Annotated in this window: 22 protein-coding genes; 15 read left to right on the forward strand and 7 right to left on the reverse strand. The window is 38.5% G+C overall.

Annotation, left to right across the window (positions count from 1 at the left end):
* Window positions 1-7 precede the first annotated feature (7 nt).
* The 10 genes from ASG01_RS03510 (at window position 8) to ASG01_RS03555 (ending at window position 7,468) form a co-directional block, all read left to right on the forward strand.
* The gene (locus ASG01_RS03510; RefSeq protein ID WP_055859968.1) at window positions 8-607 is read left to right on the forward strand and encodes an anthranilate synthase component II; all 600 of its coding nucleotides are present in this window, start codon (window positions 8-10) and stop codon (window positions 605-607) included.
* 20 nt (window positions 608-627) lie between these two features.
* Window positions 628-1,614 carry an anthranilate phosphoribosyltransferase gene (gene trpD / locus ASG01_RS03515; protein WP_055859971.1) on the forward strand — a complete coding sequence of 329 codons (987 nt, stop codon included), beginning with the start codon at window positions 628-630 and terminating at the stop codon, window positions 1,612-1,614.
* Window positions 1,615-1,670: 56 nt separating this feature from the next.
* Window positions 1,671-2,447 (forward strand): indole-3-glycerol phosphate synthase TrpC, encoded by a 777-nt coding sequence (gene trpC / locus ASG01_RS03520; RefSeq protein WP_055859974.1) that lies wholly within the window; start codon window positions 1,671-1,673, stop codon window positions 2,445-2,447.
* Window positions 2,444-3,100, forward strand: coding sequence for a phosphoribosylanthranilate isomerase (locus ASG01_RS03525; RefSeq protein WP_055859977.1), 657 nt, complete (start codon window positions 2,444-2,446; stop codon window positions 3,098-3,100). The genes trpC and ASG01_RS03525 overlap by 4 nt, the downstream gene beginning before the upstream one ends.
* Window positions 3,087-4,268 (forward strand): tryptophan synthase subunit beta, encoded by a 1,182-nt coding sequence (trpB, locus tag ASG01_RS03530; RefSeq protein WP_055859980.1) that lies wholly within the window; start codon window positions 3,087-3,089, stop codon window positions 4,266-4,268. The genes ASG01_RS03525 and trpB overlap by 14 nt, the downstream gene beginning before the upstream one ends.
* Before the next feature lie 144 nt (window positions 4,269-4,412).
* Window positions 4,413-5,192 carry a tryptophan synthase subunit alpha gene (gene trpA, locus ASG01_RS03535; protein ID WP_055862140.1) on the forward strand — a complete coding sequence of 260 codons (780 nt, stop codon included), beginning with the start codon at window positions 4,413-4,415 and terminating at the stop codon, window positions 5,190-5,192.
* A 31-nt stretch (window positions 5,193-5,223) separates the two neighbouring features.
* A complete protein-coding gene (gene lipB, locus ASG01_RS03540) occupies window positions 5,224-5,952 on the forward strand; it encodes a lipoyl(octanoyl) transferase LipB (protein WP_055859983.1) in 729 nt (242 codons plus the stop codon).
* Between the two features lie 16 nt (window positions 5,953-5,968).
* A complete protein-coding gene (locus ASG01_RS03545; RefSeq protein ID WP_131725315.1) occupies window positions 5,969-6,220 on the forward strand; it encodes a hypothetical protein in 252 nt (83 codons plus the stop codon).
* A gap of 142 nt (window positions 6,221-6,362) precedes the next feature.
* A complete protein-coding gene (locus ASG01_RS03550) occupies window positions 6,363-6,995 on the forward strand; it encodes an NAD(P)H-dependent oxidoreductase (protein ID WP_055859988.1) in 633 nt (210 codons plus the stop codon).
* A 35-nt stretch (window positions 6,996-7,030) separates the two neighbouring features.
* Window positions 7,031-7,468 carry a MarR family winged helix-turn-helix transcriptional regulator gene (locus ASG01_RS03555; protein WP_055859991.1) on the forward strand — a complete coding sequence of 146 codons (438 nt, stop codon included), beginning with the start codon at window positions 7,031-7,033 and terminating at the stop codon, window positions 7,466-7,468.
* Window positions 7,469-7,528: 60 nt separating this feature from the next.
* On the opposite strand, the gene ASG01_RS03560 is transcribed toward ASG01_RS03555, so the two are convergent.
* Both ASG01_RS03560 and ASG01_RS03565 read right to left on the reverse strand, forming a co-directional pair.
* A complete protein-coding gene (locus ASG01_RS03560) occupies window positions 7,529-8,398 on the reverse strand; it encodes a ChaN family lipoprotein (protein WP_238584498.1) in 870 nt (289 codons plus the stop codon).
* Window positions 8,395-8,820: an RrF2 family transcriptional regulator gene (locus tag ASG01_RS03565; RefSeq protein WP_055859997.1), complete on the reverse strand. Its 426-nt coding sequence runs from the start codon at window positions 8,818-8,820 to the stop codon at window positions 8,395-8,397. The genes ASG01_RS03560 and ASG01_RS03565 overlap by 4 nt, the downstream gene beginning before the upstream one ends.
* A 103-nt stretch (window positions 8,821-8,923) precedes the next feature.
* Here ASG01_RS03565 and ASG01_RS03570 point away from each other — a divergent pair, with 103 nt between their 5' ends.
* The gene (locus ASG01_RS03570) at window positions 8,924-9,352 is read left to right on the forward strand and encodes a DUF4268 domain-containing protein (RefSeq protein WP_055860000.1); all 429 of its coding nucleotides are present in this window, start codon (window positions 8,924-8,926) and stop codon (window positions 9,350-9,352) included.
* 204 nt (window positions 9,353-9,556) lie between these two features.
* Here ASG01_RS03570 and ASG01_RS03575 read toward each other — a convergent pair whose 3' ends face one another.
* Complete coding sequence (locus ASG01_RS03575) at window positions 9,557-10,234, reverse strand: YceI family protein (RefSeq protein WP_055860003.1); 678 nt, start codon at window positions 10,232-10,234, stop codon at window positions 9,557-9,559.
* 203 nt (window positions 10,235-10,437) lie between these two features.
* Here ASG01_RS03575 and ASG01_RS03580 point away from each other — a divergent pair, with 203 nt between their 5' ends.
* The 4 genes from ASG01_RS03580 to ASG01_RS03595 all read left to right on the forward strand — a co-directional run bounded on the left by ASG01_RS03580 (window position 10,438) and on the right by ASG01_RS03595 (window position 13,513).
* Window positions 10,438-11,529, forward strand: coding sequence for a ComEC/Rec2 family competence protein (locus tag ASG01_RS03580; RefSeq protein WP_055860006.1), 1,092 nt, complete (start codon window positions 10,438-10,440; stop codon window positions 11,527-11,529).
* A gap of 672 nt (window positions 11,530-12,201) precedes the next feature.
* On the forward strand, window positions 12,202-12,696 hold the full coding sequence (locus ASG01_RS03585) for a hypothetical protein (RefSeq protein ID WP_055860009.1): 495 nt from the start codon (window positions 12,202-12,204) through the stop codon (window positions 12,694-12,696).
* 73 nt (window positions 12,697-12,769) lie between these two features.
* Window positions 12,770-13,075, forward strand: a complete 306-nt coding sequence (locus ASG01_RS03590) for a hypothetical protein (RefSeq protein ID WP_055860012.1) — start codon at window positions 12,770-12,772, stop codon at window positions 13,073-13,075.
* Between the two features lie 3 nt (window positions 13,076-13,078).
* The gene (locus ASG01_RS03595) at window positions 13,079-13,513 is read left to right on the forward strand and encodes a hypothetical protein (RefSeq protein ID WP_055860015.1); all 435 of its coding nucleotides are present in this window, start codon (window positions 13,079-13,081) and stop codon (window positions 13,511-13,513) included.
* 34 nt (window positions 13,514-13,547) lie between these two features.
* On the opposite strand, the gene gldG is transcribed toward ASG01_RS03595, so the two are convergent.
* The 4 genes from gldG to kbl form a co-directional block, all read right to left on the reverse strand.
* Window positions 13,548-15,218 (reverse strand): gliding motility-associated ABC transporter substrate-binding protein GldG, encoded by a 1,671-nt coding sequence (gene gldG, locus ASG01_RS03600; RefSeq protein ID WP_055860017.1) that lies wholly within the window; start codon window positions 15,216-15,218, stop codon window positions 13,548-13,550.
* Between the two features lie 3 nt (window positions 15,219-15,221).
* A complete protein-coding gene (locus ASG01_RS03605) occupies window positions 15,222-15,950 on the reverse strand; it encodes an ABC transporter permease subunit (protein WP_055860020.1) in 729 nt (242 codons plus the stop codon).
* Window positions 15,951-15,997: 47 nt separating this feature from the next.
* Window positions 15,998-16,549, reverse strand: a complete 552-nt coding sequence (locus ASG01_RS03610) for a CopD family protein (RefSeq protein ID WP_055860022.1) — start codon at window positions 16,547-16,549, stop codon at window positions 15,998-16,000.
* An 85-nt stretch (window positions 16,550-16,634) separates the two neighbouring features.
* Window positions 16,635-17,831, reverse strand: coding sequence for a glycine C-acetyltransferase (gene kbl, locus ASG01_RS03615; protein WP_055860025.1), 1,197 nt, complete (start codon window positions 17,829-17,831; stop codon window positions 16,635-16,637).
* Window positions 17,832-17,848: the final 17 nt, after the last annotated feature.

Raw genomic sequence — 17,848 nt, forward strand, 5'->3', positions numbered from 1 at the left:
CATATTTATGAAAACAGATAAAAATATTTCTTTACAGAAACCAAAAGTTTTGGTCTTCGACAACTACGACAGTTTCACTTACAACCTTGTACAGATCATCGAGCGCATTTTAGAAACAAAAGTGGATGTCTACCGAAACGATAAAATTTCCCTGGAAGAAATCGAAAAATACGATAAAATTATCCTTTCACCGGGCCCGGGAATTCCCAATGAAGCCGGAATTCTATTGGATGTTATCAAAAAATACGCACCGACGAAATCTATTTTCGGCGTGTGTCTCGGTCAGCAGGCTATTGCAGAAGCTTTCGGCGGAAATCTGATTAATCTTACTGAAATTTATCACGGCGTCGCGACAGAAGCGCATCAGACGAGCGATCACAAACTTTTTAAAGATTTGCCAGACACTCTGGAAGTAGGACGCTATCACAGCTGGGCAGTTAACCCCGAAAATTTCCCGGCCGAACTCGAAATTACGAGCAAAGACAGCAAGGGAATGATCATGAGTCTGAAACACAAAACCTACGACGTTCATGGCGTACAGTATCACCCGGAAAGTATTCTGACGCCGGAAGGAGAAAAAATTATCAGAAATTTTCTCCTCGGCTGATTTTAATTCAAGAAAAAATTATGAAAGAAATATTGCAGTACCTTTTCAATCATCACACTTTGTCAAAAGCCGAAGCGAAATCCGTCATGATTGAAATTGCCAAAAATAAATTCAATTCCGCCGAAGTTTCTGCTTTTGTCAGCACTTTTCTCATGCGGAACATTACCTTAGACGAACTGAAAGGTTTTCGAGAAGCCTTGCTCGAAATGGCAGTTCCTGTTGATCTTCAAACGCAGAATTTAATTGACATCGTCGGAACTGGCGGCGACGGAAAAGACACGATTAACATTTCCACTTTGGCGAGTTTCGTTGTTGCAGGAACCGGACAAAAAGTAGCGAAACACGGAAATTACGGCGCTTCTACACGTACCGGCTCATCAAATTTGATGGAGGCTTTGGGATACCGTTTTAAAGAAACTTCGGAAGAACTGAGGGAAGATTTAGAGAAAGCCAATATCTGTTTTCTTCACGCTCCGCATTTTCATCCCGCTTTAAAATCGGTTTCAGAATTAAGAAAATCTTTAGGCTTACGAACATTTTTCAATCTTCTCGGTCCGCTGGTGAATCCTGCGCAGCCAGAATTTTCGGTGATTGGTGTATACAATCTGGAGATTGCAAGAATTTATCAGTATCTGCTGCAGAAAGAGAAACGCGATTTCATTCTTGTGCACGGTATGGACGGTTATGATGAAATCAGTCTCACGGGCGACAGCAAAATCATCACGAAAGTTGGCGAAAAGATTTTATCTGCTGTAGATTTTGGTTTCCAGCCGGTTTTGGCGAAGAACATTAAAGCGGGAAAAACGAGTGAAGAAACGGCCTCGATATTTAAAAATATTCTGCAGGGAAAAGGTTTGGAAGATCAAAATGCGGTTGTTTTAGCGAATGCTGCCGTTGCACTTGAGCTCACCGGAAAAGTTGGAAATTACAGCGAATGTTTAGCGGCTGCTAAAGAAAGTCTTCTTGGCGGCAAAGCTTTTAAATGCCTTAGAAAGCTTGTGTCATAGAAGCTTTTACAAATTCTATCTTAAATCTTTTGATTAGATTACACTAAAACACAAAAATGAATATTCTCGATAAAATTATAGAAACCAAAAAGCAGGAAATTGCTTTTTCAAAATCTAAAATTCCGCTACAGCAACTCAAAGATTCTGAGTTTTTTGAAAGAAAAACTCTTTCGTTGGAAGATTCTTTGAGGAAAAAATCTGGAATTATCGCGGAGTTTAAAAGACAGTCTCCAAGCAAAGGCATTATCAATAATCTGGTTTCTCCGCTCGAAGTTATTTCTAAATATGAAAAATTTGGAGCGGGCGCTGTTTCCATTCTCACCGACCATGATTATTTTGGCGGAAGTTTTAATGATATTGAAAGTGTTCGCAATCAAATTAATATTCCGATTTTACGGAAGGATTTTATGATTGACGAATATCAGTTTTACGAAGCAAAAGCGATGGGCGCAGACGCTGTTTTGCTGATTGCCGCCTGTCTTTCTATTTCGGAGATTGTAGAATTCACAGAACTTGCAGAAGAGTTAGCACTTTCGGTTTTACTGGAAATTCATGATGAAAGTGAACTGAAACATATTTCAAAAAAAAATACAGTCGTCGGAATCAACAACAGAAATTTAAAAGATTTTAAAGTTGATCTTCAGCATTCAATACAGTTGAAAAATCAATTGCCAAATGATGTTTTATCGATTGCTGAAAGCGGAATTTATTCGATGGATGATTTTAAGTTTTTAAAAGAAAAAGGTTTTGACGGATTTTTGATGGGCGGATATTTCATGAAACATGAAAATCCCGGAAATCAGTTTGAAAACTTTATGAATCAGATAGAATGAGCGCAGAAAACCAATACATTTCCACAAAATTAAAAGTGTGCGGACTGACAGATATAGATCAGATCAACGAACTTATTAACATGAAAGTTGATTTTCTCGGATTTATTTTTTTCGAAAAATCGCCGAGATTTGTTTTGAATCGCCTCACTTTAGAAGAGATTTCTGCCACTAATCACTCAGGAAAAACCGGAGTTTTCGTGAATGAAAATGCAAAAAGAATTGTAGAAATTGCTGAAAAGGCAAATTTGAATTTCATTCAGCTTCATGGAAACGAAACAACAGAATTTATTTCAGATTTAAGACAGAAACTGCCTTCAGAAATTAAAATAATTAAGGTTATCAGAATTGCAAATCAAAGCGCACAAGAACTTCAAAAAATCATTAGCCAGCCACAGTCAGCCATGCACTATTTGCTATTTGACACAGATTCTGAAGCATTTGGCGGAACAGGGAAAACTTTTAACTGGCAGATTTTAAACGAAATTAACATTCCTGTTCCGTATTTTTTAAGCGGCGGGATTTCAGAAGAAAACATCAAAAATTTAGATATTTTAAAACAGAAACCTTTTGCAGTTGACATTAATTCGCGGTACGAAATTTCACCCGGAATAAAAGATCTGCAAAAAATAAAAAGAACACATGAAAAATTATAAAAACCCTGATGCAAACGGATATTACGGCGATTATGGCGGTGCATTCGTTCCCGAAATGCTGTATCCAAATGTAGAAGAACTGCAGAAAAATTATATCGAAATCATCGAATCTGAATCATTCAGAAAAGAATACGAAGATTTGCTTAAAAACTACGTTGGGCGCGCCACACCACTCTATTTTGCAAGAAATTTAAGTGAAAAATACGCCACCAATATTTACCTTAAAAGAGAAGACCTCAACCACACCGGCGCGCACAAAATCAACAATGCGCTTGGACAGGTTTTGTTGGCCAAACGGCTTGGCAAAAAAAGAATCATCGCTGAAACCGGAGCCGGACAACACGGTGTGGCGACCGCAACCGCATGCGCACTTCTTGGCCTGGAATGCATCGTTTACATGGGCGAAGTCGATATCCAGAGACAGGCACCAAATGTAGGCCGCATGAAAATGCTCGGTGCGGCAGTTATTCCTGCAACTTCAGGGTCCAAAACACTGAAAGACGCCGTAAACGAAGCACTAAAAGACTGGATTAATAATCCCGTGACGACGCATTATGTAATCGGAAGTGTGGTCGGTCCGCACCCTTTTCCTGATCTCGTGGCGAGATTTCAAAGCATCATTTCAAAAGAAATCAAAGAACAGCTTTTTGAGCAGATCGGCAGAGAAAATCCAGATTACATCATTGCTTGCGTCGGTGGCGGAAGCAATGCTGCAGGCACTTTTTATCATTTTGTGGATGAAGAAAATGTGAAAATTATCGCGGCTGAGGCCGGCGGTTTTGGCGTAGAGTCTGGGAAGTCGGCAGCGACCACTTTTCTGGGAACTCTGGGGATTTTGCACGGCAGCAAAAGTCTTGTAATGCAGACGGCAGACGGTCAGGTGATTGAACCACATTCCATTTCCGCCGGCCTTGATTATCCGGGAATCGGACCTTTCCACGCGAATCTTTTCAGAGAAAAAAGAGCCGAATTTTTCAGCATCAATGACGATGAAGCTTTGCAGTTTGCGTATGAACTGACAAAAATAGAAGGTATTATTCCTGCATTGGAAAGTGCGCATGCGCTGGCTGTTTTAGACAAGAAAAAGTTTAAAAAAGATGATGTCGTGGTGATTTGTCTCAGCGGCCGCGGCGATAAGGATATGGAAACCTATCTGAAAAATATCTGATTTTGCGCGATAATTTCCGTCTTCCGCTCCCACTCTTTTGCTTTGCAAAAGGAGTTCCGCTCAAGCCGGATCGCAGAATTGCCGAAAGACAAAATCTGCCTTTCCAGAAAAAATTTCAATCACAAACCAAAACATTTTAACAGGATGAATACAGAAAACCACACCCAAAAAAATAAAGATTCAGAAATTTCTAAAAAACTCAATATATACTTTACTGCAGGCGTTCCAAAACTGGATGACACTGCAGAAATCATCAAACTCATTCAAGATTCGGGAGCGGATATGATGGAAATCGGGATGCCGTATTCTGATCCTGTTGCAGACGGACCTGTAATTTCTCAGGCTCACGAATTAGCTTTAAGAAACGGAATGACGATCGAAAAACTTTTTTCACAGCTGAAAACAGTAAAAGACGGGATTAAAATTCCGGTGATTCTGATGGGTTATATCAATCCTGTTTTGCAGTTCGGTTTCGAAAATTTTTGCAAAGAATGCGAGTCCAGCGGCGTTTCCGGATTAATTATTCCTGATTTACCACCATTTGAATTTGAAAAAAACTATCAGAAGATTTTAAAACAATATAATCTGAATTTCACATTTCTCGTAACGCCCGAAACTTCCAACGAAAGGATTCTCTATCTTGATTCTCTGAGTTCAGAATTTCTGTATGCGGTGAGTTCGTCTTCCACAACCGGACAGCAAAATGCAGTTTTGAAAAACGATGATTATCTTTCACGTCTATCTTCACTTCCTCTGAAAAATCCTTTAATGATCGGCTTTGGAATTCAGACTAGACAGGATTTCGACAACGTCACCGAAAAAGCTGACGGCGGAATTATAGGAACCGCATTTGTAAAAATTCTTCTTCACAATAATGACTGGCGAACTTCTGCCGCAGAATTCATTGCTTCGGTAAAACATTAAAATTGACTAAATTTGCACCTTAGATACGCGTATGAATACACATCAGAACAGAAAAGTTGCTTTTGAAGATTTGGGAACCAGAGACTACCAGTCTTCGTGGGATTATCAGGAATCTTTGATGAAAAACATCATCGATACCAAGATCAAAAACCGCGATTTGCCGGCAGAAGATCATCTGATAACACCTAATCATTTGCTTTTGGTGGAACATCCGCACGTGTACACACTGGGGAAAAGTGGTCATGAAGAAAATATGCTCGCGGGAATCGACAAGTTGAAAGAAATCGAAGCAACTTTTGTGAAAGTAAACCGTGGCGGAGACATCACTTATCATGGTTTCGGACAGATTGTGGGCTACCCGATTTTAGATCTTGAAAACTTTTTTACCGACATCCACAAATATATGCGCAATCTGGAAGAAGTGATCATCAGAACGATGGCCGAATTTGGTTTAAAAGGTGAACGCTCACCCGGCGAAACCGGAGTTTGGTTTGATGTTGGAAAACCATACGCCCGAAAAATCTGTGCAATGGGTGTGAAAGCATCGCGTTGGGTAACATTACATGGTTTTGCGCTCAATATCAATACGGAGATGCGCTATTTCGAATATATTATCCCTTGTGGAATTAAAGATAAGCAGGTGACTTCTTTAAAAAGAGAACTGGAAAGAGAACTGACGCCAGAAGAAGTTGAAGATATTAAAGTGAAGATCAGAAAGCATTTTGCAGATGTTTTTGAGGCGGAATTGGTGAGTGAATAATTTAAATAATTCTAAGATGAAAAATATTAAATTATTAAAAAAAATTCTCTACGAAGTGTTCTTAGGAATTTTTGGACTTTTAGGACATATTGAAACACGAATAGGATTAGCAATATTTTTATTAATTCCTGGAATTGCAATTTTTTTATCTAACGATATCAAATCAGAAGAGAATCCTTGGATATTTTATTTAATTTCCTCCCTTTTAATAATTTCTTCCTTTTTACTTTTTATTTCTAAAATAAAAGATTTAAAAAAGAACACATAAATTATTTAAAATAGATAGATTTCATCTAAAACTCATTTTCCAAAATTAAATTGTACACAATTTAATTGTTTTCTATCTTTGCATTGTTATTTTGTTCACACAATTCTAATAATCAAATTTTTAATTTCAAAAATAATAAACAATGTCATTAATAGAAGATTTAAACTGGAGACATGCCGTAAAAGCGTATGATTCAACAAAAAAAGTATCACAAGAAGATTTAAATAAAATTTTGGAAGCTGCGAGATTGGCTCCGACTTCATCAGGATTACAGCCTTTCCGTGTGATTGTAGTAGAAAATCAGGAATTAAAAGAGAAAATGGTGAAAGGCGCATTGAATCCTGAGGTGATGAGAGACTGTTCGCAAGTTTTGGTTTTTGCAGCGTGGGACAGTTATTCCGCCGAGAAAATTGACAAAGTATACGATCATCACACCGACGTACGGGATTTGCCACGAGGTCGCTTCAGCAGTTATACAGACAAGATTAAAGAATTGTATGATAATCAGACTCCGGAACAGCATTTTGCTCATACCGCAAGACAGACTTATATTGCTTTAGGTTTGGCGATGGCTCAGGCTGCAGAATTAAAGATAGATTCTACTCCGGCAGAAGGTTTCAGTAATGACGTAGTGGACGAAATTTTAGGTTTGAGAGAATTGGGACTGAAAAGTGTGAGTCTTTTATACCTCGGCTACAGAGATCTGGAAAACGATTATCTCTCCCACATGAAGAAAGTAAGAATTCCGATGGAGGAATTTATAATCAGAAGATAAATTAAAAAATCATTCATCCAAAAAAAACAGGAATAATGGAAGATCAGAACGTTCCAAAACTGGGCAATCAGCTCTGCTTTCCGCTCTATCTAGTTGCCAAAGAAATCACGGGTTTGTACCGTCCTTTTCTCGATGAGATCGGCATTACTTATTCCCAATATCTTGTGATGATGGTTTTATGGGAGCAAGACGGGCTTACCGTAAACCAGATTGGCGAAAAGTTATACTTGGATAGCGGAACGCTTACGCCACTTCTAAAACGTCTGGAAACCAAAAAAATGCTTCAGAGAAGAAGAAAGAAAGAAGACGAGCGTGTGGTTGAAATTTTTCTCGACCGTGCAGGTTTTGATTTGAAAGTGCAGGCTAGTGAAATTCCTGAAAAAATAAAATCGCGTCTCGATCTTTCGCCAGAAGATCTTTTAGAGATGAAAAATACTGTAAATAATATTCTCAGTAAAATTATCAGAAAATAGTTTTCATATATAGTATTTAGTGGAATCTGTCTCCAAGGAGACAGATTTTTTTTTAAATAATCAATACGTCTTCGTCATATCCGCCGGAACCACGAGATTGAAAGTCGTCGGTTTAAAATTCTTTTCCGGAAAAGCCAATTCCCGATTTTCAGATTCATAAATAGAGATCACCGCCATCTTCAGATTTGGATCTTTCTGTTGAATGTACCAGTAAATTCCGCCAAATTCTTTGCTGTGAAAATCACCGTTAAAATGAATAAACATTTTTCCGGCTTCCATATTTTTTAAAATTGATTCTGCCATGGTCGCATCTTTTATCGCCTGCGCAGATACAAAATTCATTGCTTTAGAAACATCTGCATGAGCGCCCATCATGCTTTTCATTTCCTCATAACCTGGCGTCTCGAGCGTCACTTTTACCGGAAGCTCCGCGATAAATTCTTTTTCTTCAGGCGAAATATTATTTAAAGATTCCAAACCTTGTTTCGCTGTTTGCTGTGCATATTTTCTTGGAACGTTGGTAGCAATAAATTTCAGCTGATTATTCTTGGCAAAATCTAAAAGCGGTTTGTAATCGGTTGCGAAATTGCTCCAAAGTCTCACTGAATCTTTCAGCTGTTTTTCATCCAGTTTTCCGGAAAGATATTGATTAATCTGTTTTTGATTATCGCGCTCAAACATCTCCGCGCCCAAAGTAATTTTTCCGTTTGCTTTTTTGTATAAAGCTTCTGTAATTCTCAGTTGCAGCCAGTGATTAATAGAATTATTGTGAAGTTCGCCAAAGAAAATGACGTCATATTCTGCGAGATTTTTTACCAGTTTTTCAGGATTGATTTCCTTGCCGTTTTGAGTGTAAAACTGATACGATTTAAAATTTTGAGCATTAAAAATCATGGCAGAAAATAAAAATAGTAGCGTGAAAATTTTCAAATCGAAACAGTTTTTTGGTCGGTGAGATCGAGCAGCGTTTTTTCTTCCAGAATTTTCAGGGAAGCATCACGCACTTCGATTAAAACATCGTGCAGGCCGCAGTGATCCTCGTTGCAATCTTCACATTTTTCGTAAAATTTTAAACTGACACAAGGGAGAAGCGCAATGGGGCCGTTTACAATTCTGATAATCGTTGCCAGACTTGTGGTCTGCGCATTATTTTTGAGAAAATATCCGCCGCCTTTTCCTTTTTTGCTGTCGAGAATCTCAGATTTTTTTAGCTGAAGCAGAATATTTTCAAGGAACTTTAAAGGAATTTTTTTAAATTCTGAAATTTCAGAGATTAAAACCGGCCTCTCATTTCCCTTTTCAACAAGGTATGAAAGCGCCTTAAAAGCATACTGTGATTTCTTAGACAACATCACAACAAAAGTAGCGATTTTGTTTGAATACCATAAGACTTTCTCCATTTCCTCATGTTTTTTCTCGCATGCCGTTTTTTCTATTAATTCTTACCTTTGTTTTATGTTCAGTAAACAGGAAGCGCAGCAGCTAAAAAAGGAATTCTGGACGGCTTTTGGAAAGTCGTTTCCAAGAAAATGGCTTTTATATGATACAAAGATCAAAGATTTTTCGTTTAAATTTAATGCGGATAACAAGAAGGCCGAAGTTTCTCTGGAAATAGAGATGAAGGATGAAGTCTTTCGAAATGCGTATTTTGAGAAAATCTGGTCGCTGGAAGATATTTTAAAAGACTACATCGGCGACTTTCAGAAAGATGAATTTTTTCAACTTGAAAACGGAAAAATCATCAGTAAAGTCTGGGTTGAAAAAAACGGCGTTTCTATTTTCAATAAAAACTCCTGGCAACAGATTTTTGAATTTTTCGTTGAAAAAATGGATGGCTTCGAGCGTTTTTATTATGAGTACGAAGATTTTATAAAAGACGTTTAAAATGATTTTTGAATTTATTTTTCAGATTACAGCAGAGATCATTGTAGAATTTCTGTTTATTAAACTTCCTGTTTTTCTTTACAGGATGATAAAATCACTTTTTACAGGAAAAAGAAAGATCAAATTTAAATAATTATTTCAACCATCATAAAACAAAAAAGACATCTGCAAAATGCAGATGTCTTTTTATATATGTGAATCAGATTATTTTTTCATTGCCTTTATATCAACAGAAATTTCGATGTCTTTACTGATCGCCCATTCTGCAGGATCTGTTTCATCAGTTCCGAATTTGATGCCCCAATCTGCACGGTTTACCGTGAATTTCGCCATCATATCTACGTTGGTTTCAGTCATGTTCACTTTTGCAGGGAATGTAACGTTCATCGTTTTTCCAAGAAGGGTAAGATTTCCGCTCACGGTCTTATTAGCACCCTGTACAGCATCGCTTGGTGCAGTTGCAAGATCTTCTACTTTAGTGATTTTAAAATCTGCAGTAGGATTTTTCTCTGTGTCGAAGAAATCTTTACTCTTCAAATGACCTTCAAGATCTGAATATTTTTTATCTTTTTCTGTCACTGAAGCAGGATCTACAGTCAGAGATTTCATATCGATAATAAATTCACCTGAAGTCAACTGGCTGTTATCCACAGTTAAGTTACCGGAAGTGATTTTAAGATTTCCCCATCTTGGTGCAAAACCACCTTTGTGGAACGCTCTCCACTCTACTTTTGAAGTCGCTGCGTCTACAGAAAACATACTCCCTTTTTTCTCAGCAACAGTCTGCTCGGTAGAAGTTTTTGCGTCGTCCGCTTTTTTGTCGTTACAAGATGCCAATAGCAATCCCAGACCTGCCAAAGCAATTACACTGAATTTTTTCATTTTTCTAAATTGTTTATTAATGTTGTTTTACTGATGTTTTTAAATCAGATAGTAAATCTGACACACAAAAATCCGAAAAAAAAGTTTCGCTTGTCTTATCTTATGTTAATTAAATAGAAAATAAAATATTTTTTCTGTAAAACTCTCTCAATTTTCAGAATATTTTTAATTTAACCAACTCAATTTAGCTTAAAAACACAATCATGAAAGCAGAAATCAACCTCATTAATGTGGAAGATGGCGACGCCATTATTCTCATGCTTACCGACACCAACCGCAAATCACTTATTCTTATCGACGGTGGATTTAAAAAATATTATCCCAAACTGAAACGGCGGCTACAGGAAGTTCTGCCTAAATTTGACAATAAAATCGATCTGCTCGTCTGCACGCATTATGACAACGATCACCTCGGCGGCGTGGAAAATCTTCTGGATGATTATCACGCGGCGATCGGTGAAATCTGGATTCATAAAATTGATCATTCCATGTCGAAAACTGCTGAAGTTCTTAGAGAAAAATTACGCTTTGTAAATGACCGGATTATCGAAACGGAAACGTTAGAAAACGCAGATACACTAAAAAATATTTTAGCCATCGAGCGCTACAGAGATCTTTTGCGCGTGGTCGAAAAAATAAAAACCTACGGTTTGGAGATAAAAATTACTGAAGCGAAACACGGTGATATTTTTAAAAAATTTCCGGAGTTTACGGCTGTCGGTCCGTCGGCAGAATTTTATAACAGCAATCTTCCGGCTTTAAAAGAGGAAGCGATTCTGGAAGATGTAAAAAAAGATCTGGAAAGCAAAATGATCGACCGAACGATACTTTTTGAAGTAATAAATAATGTTCTTCCTCAAAAAATTTTAAAACAGAATCCCTGCGATCTGCTCGAAAAAAGCAGCATCAAAAACGGTGTTTCGGCGACCAATATGGTGAGCATTGTGACGATGCTGAAACTCGGGACAAAGAAATTTCTCTTCACCGGCGACAGTGGAATCGAGTCTTTTGAGAAACACACCGCCGATTGGAAAAAGTCGCTTAAAGACCTCTTCTTCCTTGTAGTTCCACATCACGGCAGCAAAAACAATACGTCTCAGGAAATGCTGAATATCTTTAATCCGGTGCACAGTTTTGTTTCCGGGCAGGGAAATTTTAATCGTCCGTCGCTGATGATCGAACAATGCATGAAATCTAAAGTCCGCCTGAAAACTTTTGAGGTAACCAACAGAATCCCGGAAACCTGGTATCTCAGCATCAACGAAAAAGGTGTGGTACAAAGGATTTTAGAGTAATTTTCTGTCTGTTTTTAAATTATTACAGAAAGATTTCCTTCACGTATAATGTTTTTCATACGGAGAAACGCCGAAACACTTAACGGTAAAACTTTCTCACATCGCGAAACTGCAAACCAGAACAGGTTGAGACTTTCTCAGGTTGCGACGGGGCAAACCTGAAGTGAGGAAGGCTTTTTCAGATTGCGACGGCTTCAACGCATTGCGTGGAAACTATCTCAGGTTGCGACGAGGCAAACGTGAAGTGAGGCAGACCTTTTCTGCGTTACATTAAGGCAAAACTGAACAGGTTGAGATGAATATATCGAGACATTAACCCAAACAGAAGTGAAGCAAGCTCCTTCAGCGATGAATCTTCTCAAAGCCAAACAGATGGGAACCAATGCAGCGCAGCAGCACTTTTTCTCATCATTAAAAGCCTGTTTAAAAATTATTAAAATAGTTTGATTATATGGATTATAAATAGTTTGATTAATTGAGTCTTCGACAGGCTCAGACTGACAAATCTAATACTAACCGCTCAATTTAACGGTTTCATTCTGAGCTCGTCGATGCGTCTTTGAACAATGATTAGTAGCTTTAAAATAAAATCGTTGGGGATTTAATTTTTTATTAACTTTTGCATACAAATGATGAAAGAAAATCTGCATCTAAAACTAATAATTAAATAACATGAAAAAATCTATTATCACGCTGGTACTTATGTGCCTTTCCCTCGCGGCCATTTCCTGCAAAAAAGAAACGAAGGAAACGACCAAAACCACAGATACGGTGGCGATGACAAAAACCATTGAGGCTGCAGCTGCTCTGAGCGGCGACTACTGCTTTGAGAAAGTGGAAAATAAAGATTCTACAATGGTGAAATTCCGGGTATTGAGCAATGACGATATCCGCGGAGAAATGTTGTGGAGACCTTATGAAAAAGACGGTGCCACCGGAACTTTGACCGGAAAAATGATCTCGAAAAATGAGATTCAGTTTGACTACAATTATATGATTGAAGGCAACAGGCAAAGCGAAATCACCATCATGAAAGTAGACGGCGACAGGCTTTACATTAAAGAAGGTGAGCTGACGGAAGACCCGAATAAAAAGGGCAACATGATCCTGAAAGACGCCGCAAAAGCCAAATACAAAAAGGTTTTAAACGAAACTGACTGCAAATAAATTTCATAGACATGATCAAACTTTCCGAAAACAGGTTTGTACTTTTTCGGGAAGTTTTTTTTATTTTTAAAACATGAAGAAAGCTCAGAAACATTTCACAGCCATGCTCACCTTCCGCAGTACAGAAAACGGAGGACTTACGAGTCCTGTTTCATCGGGTTACCGGCCAACGGTGAAATTTCCTTTCAGTGAAGAAAATTTTATTGCCGTTGCAGATTTTGAGGAGCCGGAGCTGGTTTTTCCGGGAGAAATTGTGACGGCTGATATTTCGCTTCTTCGGGCAGATGATTATTTAAAACAGATATACGAAGGTCAGGATTTTGAGATGTACGAAGGTGAAGATCATGTGGGACATGGCACAGTAACCGAAATACTTTAGAATATGATTAAACTTTTCATCGTGTATTCCACGCTTTGCTGCGGACTGTTTTCAGGTCAGAAGAAAGATCAGAAAACTGTTGCGGAAAAATTCGAGGCGCAGCAGCCACAGGATTTTTCGGTACCGCCGCCGCCGACCGTTGCTTTTCCGGCACAGTTTCCCGGTGGAAATAGAATGTTTTTAAAAGAGATTGAAAAGAAACTTGCGACTGCCCGATATGATTTTCAGGGAAAGAAATTCAAACTCATTTTTAAAATTGCTGCCGACGGAACTGTTTTAAATATTTCGGTCTATGGTAACGCTGAAGATTTCAATGCGGAAATAAAAAAAGTGGCAGAAGAAATCATTGCAAATAAGAAATGGATTCCCGGGGAAAATGAAAAAGGAGAACGCGTAATTGACATTGTGACATTGCCTTTTATACTCAGTAAAAAATAAAAAGAGAGAAACTTTACCGTTTCTCTCTTATGTTTTATGATCCGAATTTTCTCTTTCTAAGCCAGAAAAATAAAGATCCAAGACCTGCAATTACCGCCAGCGGAAGCAAAAGATTAATCCACTGCCACTTTGTTTTCTCATCAGAAATACGGTAGCGGTCGAGCAGTCGCTCTTCTATGTTTCTGTTTCGTAAACTGATGAGATTGCTGTCATCCAAAAGAAAATCGAGTGCGTTGCGCAGAAACTGTTCGTTGCCAAACTGCTCGTCTGTTAAACGGTCCATTCCCAGCGGCATCGGCTGGCCTTTGATCACTTTGTTTCTTCCGACATCACCGTCTGCAATGACTATCATCTTATTTTCCGGACTTGTATTTTTAAAATCAGGATACGACTTTTTTTCAATTCGTGAAGCGTAAGCTGAAGAAAATCTGCCTTCAAGCGCTACTGCAAAAATCTTGGGTGTGCTTGGCTTTTCCATTTGTCCGAGACTGTCTACACTTGCAATTTCTTCAAGATAGACAAAATTCGGAACCTGTTTCAGAAGTGTTTTATTACTCGATTCAAAAAGTACATTGGTTTTAAATTTCTTTCCGCCGAGCGTGTCGATATACGTCGGAAATTCAAACTTTACCGGATTGATGTTTTTTGTAATCGGATGATCTGTTTCTGCAATCCCGAGCGGAAAGTATGGCCACGGCAGACTTGAAAACTGAGGATTGCCGTTTACTTCACCAGTAACGAGTTTCAGTAAGGCAAACTTCTGTACATCTTTTACCAGCGCCGGATTGATTCTTAAACCATAGTTAAAGAAAAAATCTGTCATATTTATATCTACGGGATATGGCATCACTTTTTTTGATCTCGTGAGGGTATCCATTTCAGCATTTACGGCGTCGATCATCCAAAGCGTTTTTCCGCCGTGCATAATGTACTGATCGAGAATCAGTTTTTCGCCGTCGGTGAACGCTTTGCGTGGTTTTGCGATAACCAAGGCGCTCATTTGTTTTAATAACGGTAAATCTGCCAGCGTGAGTTCAGTATTATTCTTAGGAATAATCGGTCCGGCATCGTAATTTTCGCGGGCAAGATTCATAAAACCGAAGAATTCTTCAGGTCGCAATTCGTCCTGATTCACCAAAATGCCTACCTTTTTCCGGTGGTCGGAAGAAACCGATTTGATATTGGAAACCAGATTGTATTCTAAATTTTCTATTGATTTTCGAAGCTGATCCTCGGCAGAAATATTCGCCTGCTCTACAATGAGCGGAATCGAAACGCCACGCTGTTTATATTTGATCACGGCATACGGATAAATCTCAATCTGCGTGGTTTTTCCTTCTTTCACATCAGGTAAAACGGAAGGCCGCATTCCCATCGCCATCAGAGTATCAGGCGACATTTTAGATTTAAACGGATCAATAAATTTAAAATCAATATTGCTGTTTATCTTTCTGAAATTCTCGAGCATGAATCGTGTTTCGTTTTGAATCTGCTTAAAATCTGCAGGAAAATCACCTTCCAAATACACTTCAACTGTCAAAGGTTTTTTAACTGATTCTAAAACTTTTACTGTGCTTTCAGAAAGTGTATACCTTTTTTCTTTTGTAAGATCAAGCCTTACACCTGAAAAATAAAGCAGTAATGAAAACGGTAAAATAATGCTTACAAATATCCCGAAAGGTGATTTTAAATTAAATTTTTTCATGGTTTACTTTTTTCCGGTGATAAAATAATTAGACAAAGCCAGCGAAAGACCAATGATTAGAACAAAATATGCAATGTCTTTAAAATCTATCAAACCTCTTGTGAAACCGAGAAAATGCTGGTAAAAACCGACGTTCTGCAAAAGATAATCGGCATTGCCCAAAAGTTTGTAGCTTGCCAATTGCTCGATCCCGAAATACAGAATAAAACACATAAAGACACCCAGCAGATATGCCATGATTTGATTTTGTGAAAGCGATGAAGCCAAAACCCCAACCGCTGAGAAAGCTGCAATCAAAATGATTAACCCCAAATAACTTCCCAGCGTCATTCCCATATCGATATTTCCTGCTGGTACGCCAAGTACGTAAACTGTGTAGAAATAGACCAATGATGGAATCAGACATAAAATGCCGACCGCGCTTACTGCAAAAAATTTTCCGGTCACCAGTTGCGGTATGCTTACAGGTTGCGAAAAAAGCCAGTTGAGTGTTCCGGTTTGTTGCTCTTCTGCAAAAGCGCGCATTGAAAGTGCCGGTATAATGAACATTAAAAGCCATGGCACCAAAGTAAAATAACTTTGCAGCGATGCCTGACCGATATCGAAAATATTAAAATCGTTTTCGAAGAAAAATAAAAATAGTGTGGTGATCAAACTGAACGCACCGATCACAACCCACGCGCTCCAGTTTCCGAACGAGCTCCAGAGTTCTTTTCTAAAGATGGCAAACATATTTTTTACTGTAAGTTTTCATGGTAAATATACTCTACCTTTGATTATTATTTTTTTGATTTTTTCCTGTTGACCAGTTTCACCGTCATCATAATTAAAAATACAAGAACGAAAAATCCGGTGATTAATTGCCACCAATATTCGATTACGTCTGATTTTAAAATGACTGTGAATACAACAAGAAAGAGAATAAATGTGGCGATTTCGTTGGCCTGGCGAAGTTTTAGATTGGAAGTTGTAATGGCTTCGCCATTAAGGCTGACCATCAGTTTTACTTTTTTCCAGCACCAATAATGATAAGCTGCAAGACCGATGAGGAATGTAAGCTTCAGATGAAACCAAGGTGTTTTCATCAAACCGAAATTCAGAAATATCATAATGATTCCGCAAACGGCCATGATAATTCCAGCAGGGACGGTGATAATATTCCAAAGTCTGCGCGCCATAAAAGTATACTGCTCACGGAGAATTTTTCTCTTTTCGTTGGCAAAATCATCGGTGTCTTTGTAGTACACAAAAATACGCACGAGATAGAAAATCCCGGCGAAATAGCTGACCATAAAAATAATATGCAACGCTTTGATAATGGTGTACAGCATCGTAAAATTTTGTGTGCAAAGATATATTTTTAGAAACAAAAAAGCAGAAACTCATTTAGTATCGTTTCTGCTTTATATTTTTAAATTAAGAAATCACACCCAGATCCTTCCCTACTTTTTCAAAAGCAGCAATGGCTTTATCAAGATGTGCTCTCGTGTGCGCTGCGGAAAGCTGCACTCTGATTCTTGCTTTTCCTTTTGGAACCACAGGATAAAAGAATCCGATTACGTAGATGCCTTCATCCATTAATTTTTCTGCCATTTTCTGAGCTAAAGGTGCATCGTACAACATCACCGGAACGATGGCTGCTTCACCATCAGGAATATCGAAACCCTTTACTTTCATTTCTTTTCTGAAATATTCAGCGTTTTCCATCACGCGATCTCGCAGTGAAGTGTCTTCAGAAATCATGTCTATCACCTTCATCGCAGCGCCGACAATCCCGGGTGCCAGTGAATTTGAAAACAAATAAGGCCGCGAACGCTGTCTCAACATATCGATGATTTCCTTTTTTCCGGAAGTGAATCCACCCAAGGCACCACCCAAAGCTTTACCCAAAGTCGATGTGATGATATCTACTCTGCCCATTACTTCATTGGCTTCGTGCGTTCCCCGACCTGTTTTTCCGATAAATCCTGTCGCATGAGAATCGTCTACCATCACCAGCGCATCATATTTATCAGCCAAATCGCAAACGCCTTTCAGGTCAGCAACAATTCCGTCCATCGAGAAAACACCGTCTGTAACAATGATTTTAAAACGGTGATTTTTCTCTGAAGCAGCAATAAGCTGCGCCTCAAGATCCGCCATATTATTATTTTTGTAACGGTATCGCGCTGCTTTGCACAAACGTACACCATCGATAATTGACGCATGATTCAGTTCGTCCGAAATAATCGCGTCTTCGTCTGTAAATAAAGGTTCAAATACACCGCCATTGGCATCAAAACATGCCGCATATAGAATCGTATCTTCAAGGCCTAAAAATGTAGAAATTTTTTCTTCAAGCTGTTTGTGAATATCCTGAGTTCCACAGATAAAACGCACCGAAGACATTCCGTAGCCGCGAGATTCGATCATATCCTGCGACGCTTTCATCACTTCAGGATGATTTGATAGCCCAAGATAATTATTGGCGCAGAAGTTTAATAGTCTTTTTCCATTGGCCTCGATCTCGGCACTTTGCTGTGAGGTGATGATCCTTTCTTTCTTAAAAAGCCCGTCGTTTTCGATATTGTTCAGTTCGTTCTGTAGATTTTCAAGATATTTTCCGGAGATCATTATAATTAAATTTAGTT

Source organism: Chryseobacterium sp. Leaf180, from assembly GCF_001424585.1.
In the GTDB taxonomy this organism is placed as follows: domain Bacteria; phylum Bacteroidota; class Bacteroidia; order Flavobacteriales; family Weeksellaceae; genus Chryseobacterium.

Coding starts and splice junctions, on each gene's coding strand:
- ASG01_RS03510 (WP_055859968.1), top strand. CDS start 8: ATGAAAACAGATAAAAATATTTCTTTACAGAAACCAAAAGTTTTGGTC.
- trpD (WP_055859971.1), top strand. CDS start 628: ATGAAAGAAATATTGCAGTACCTTTTCAATCATCACACTTTGTCAAAA.
- trpC (WP_055859974.1), top strand. CDS start 1,671: ATGAATATTCTCGATAAAATTATAGAAACCAAAAAGCAGGAAATTGCT.
- ASG01_RS03525 (WP_055859977.1), top strand. CDS start 2,444: ATGAGCGCAGAAAACCAATACATTTCCACAAAATTAAAAGTGTGCGGA.
- trpB (WP_055859980.1), top strand. CDS start 3,087: ATGAAAAATTATAAAAACCCTGATGCAAACGGATATTACGGCGATTAT.
- trpA (WP_055862140.1), top strand. CDS start 4,413: ATGAATACAGAAAACCACACCCAAAAAAATAAAGATTCAGAAATTTCT.
- lipB (WP_055859983.1), top strand. CDS start 5,224: ATGAATACACATCAGAACAGAAAAGTTGCTTTTGAAGATTTGGGAACC.
- ASG01_RS03545 (WP_131725315.1), top strand. CDS start 5,969: ATGAAAAATATTAAATTATTAAAAAAAATTCTCTACGAAGTGTTCTTA.
- ASG01_RS03550 (WP_055859988.1), top strand. CDS start 6,363: ATGTCATTAATAGAAGATTTAAACTGGAGACATGCCGTAAAAGCGTAT.
- ASG01_RS03555 (WP_055859991.1), top strand. CDS start 7,031: ATGGAAGATCAGAACGTTCCAAAACTGGGCAATCAGCTCTGCTTTCCG.
- ASG01_RS03565 (WP_055859997.1), bottom strand. CDS start 8,820: ATGTTGTCTAAGAAATCACAGTATGCTTTTAAGGCGCTTTCATACCTT.
- ASG01_RS03570 (WP_055860000.1), top strand. CDS start 8,924: ATGTTCAGTAAACAGGAAGCGCAGCAGCTAAAAAAGGAATTCTGGACG.
- ASG01_RS03575 (WP_055860003.1), bottom strand. CDS start 10,234: ATGAAAAAATTCAGTGTAATTGCTTTGGCAGGTCTGGGATTGCTATTG.
- ASG01_RS03580 (WP_055860006.1), top strand. CDS start 10,438: ATGAAAGCAGAAATCAACCTCATTAATGTGGAAGATGGCGACGCCATT.
- ASG01_RS03585 (WP_055860009.1), top strand. CDS start 12,202: ATGAAAAAATCTATTATCACGCTGGTACTTATGTGCCTTTCCCTCGCG.
- ASG01_RS03590 (WP_055860012.1), top strand. CDS start 12,770: ATGAAGAAAGCTCAGAAACATTTCACAGCCATGCTCACCTTCCGCAGT.
- ASG01_RS03595 (WP_055860015.1), top strand. CDS start 13,079: ATGATTAAACTTTTCATCGTGTATTCCACGCTTTGCTGCGGACTGTTT.
- gldG (WP_055860017.1), bottom strand. CDS start 15,218: ATGAAAAAATTTAATTTAAAATCACCTTTCGGGATATTTGTAAGCATT.
- ASG01_RS03605 (WP_055860020.1), bottom strand. CDS start 15,950: ATGTTTGCCATCTTTAGAAAAGAACTCTGGAGCTCGTTCGGAAACTGG.
- ASG01_RS03610 (WP_055860022.1), bottom strand. CDS start 16,549: ATGCTGTACACCATTATCAAAGCGTTGCATATTATTTTTATGGTCAGC.
- kbl (WP_055860025.1), bottom strand. CDS start 17,831: ATGATCTCCGGAAAATATCTTGAAAATCTACAGAACGAACTGAACAAT.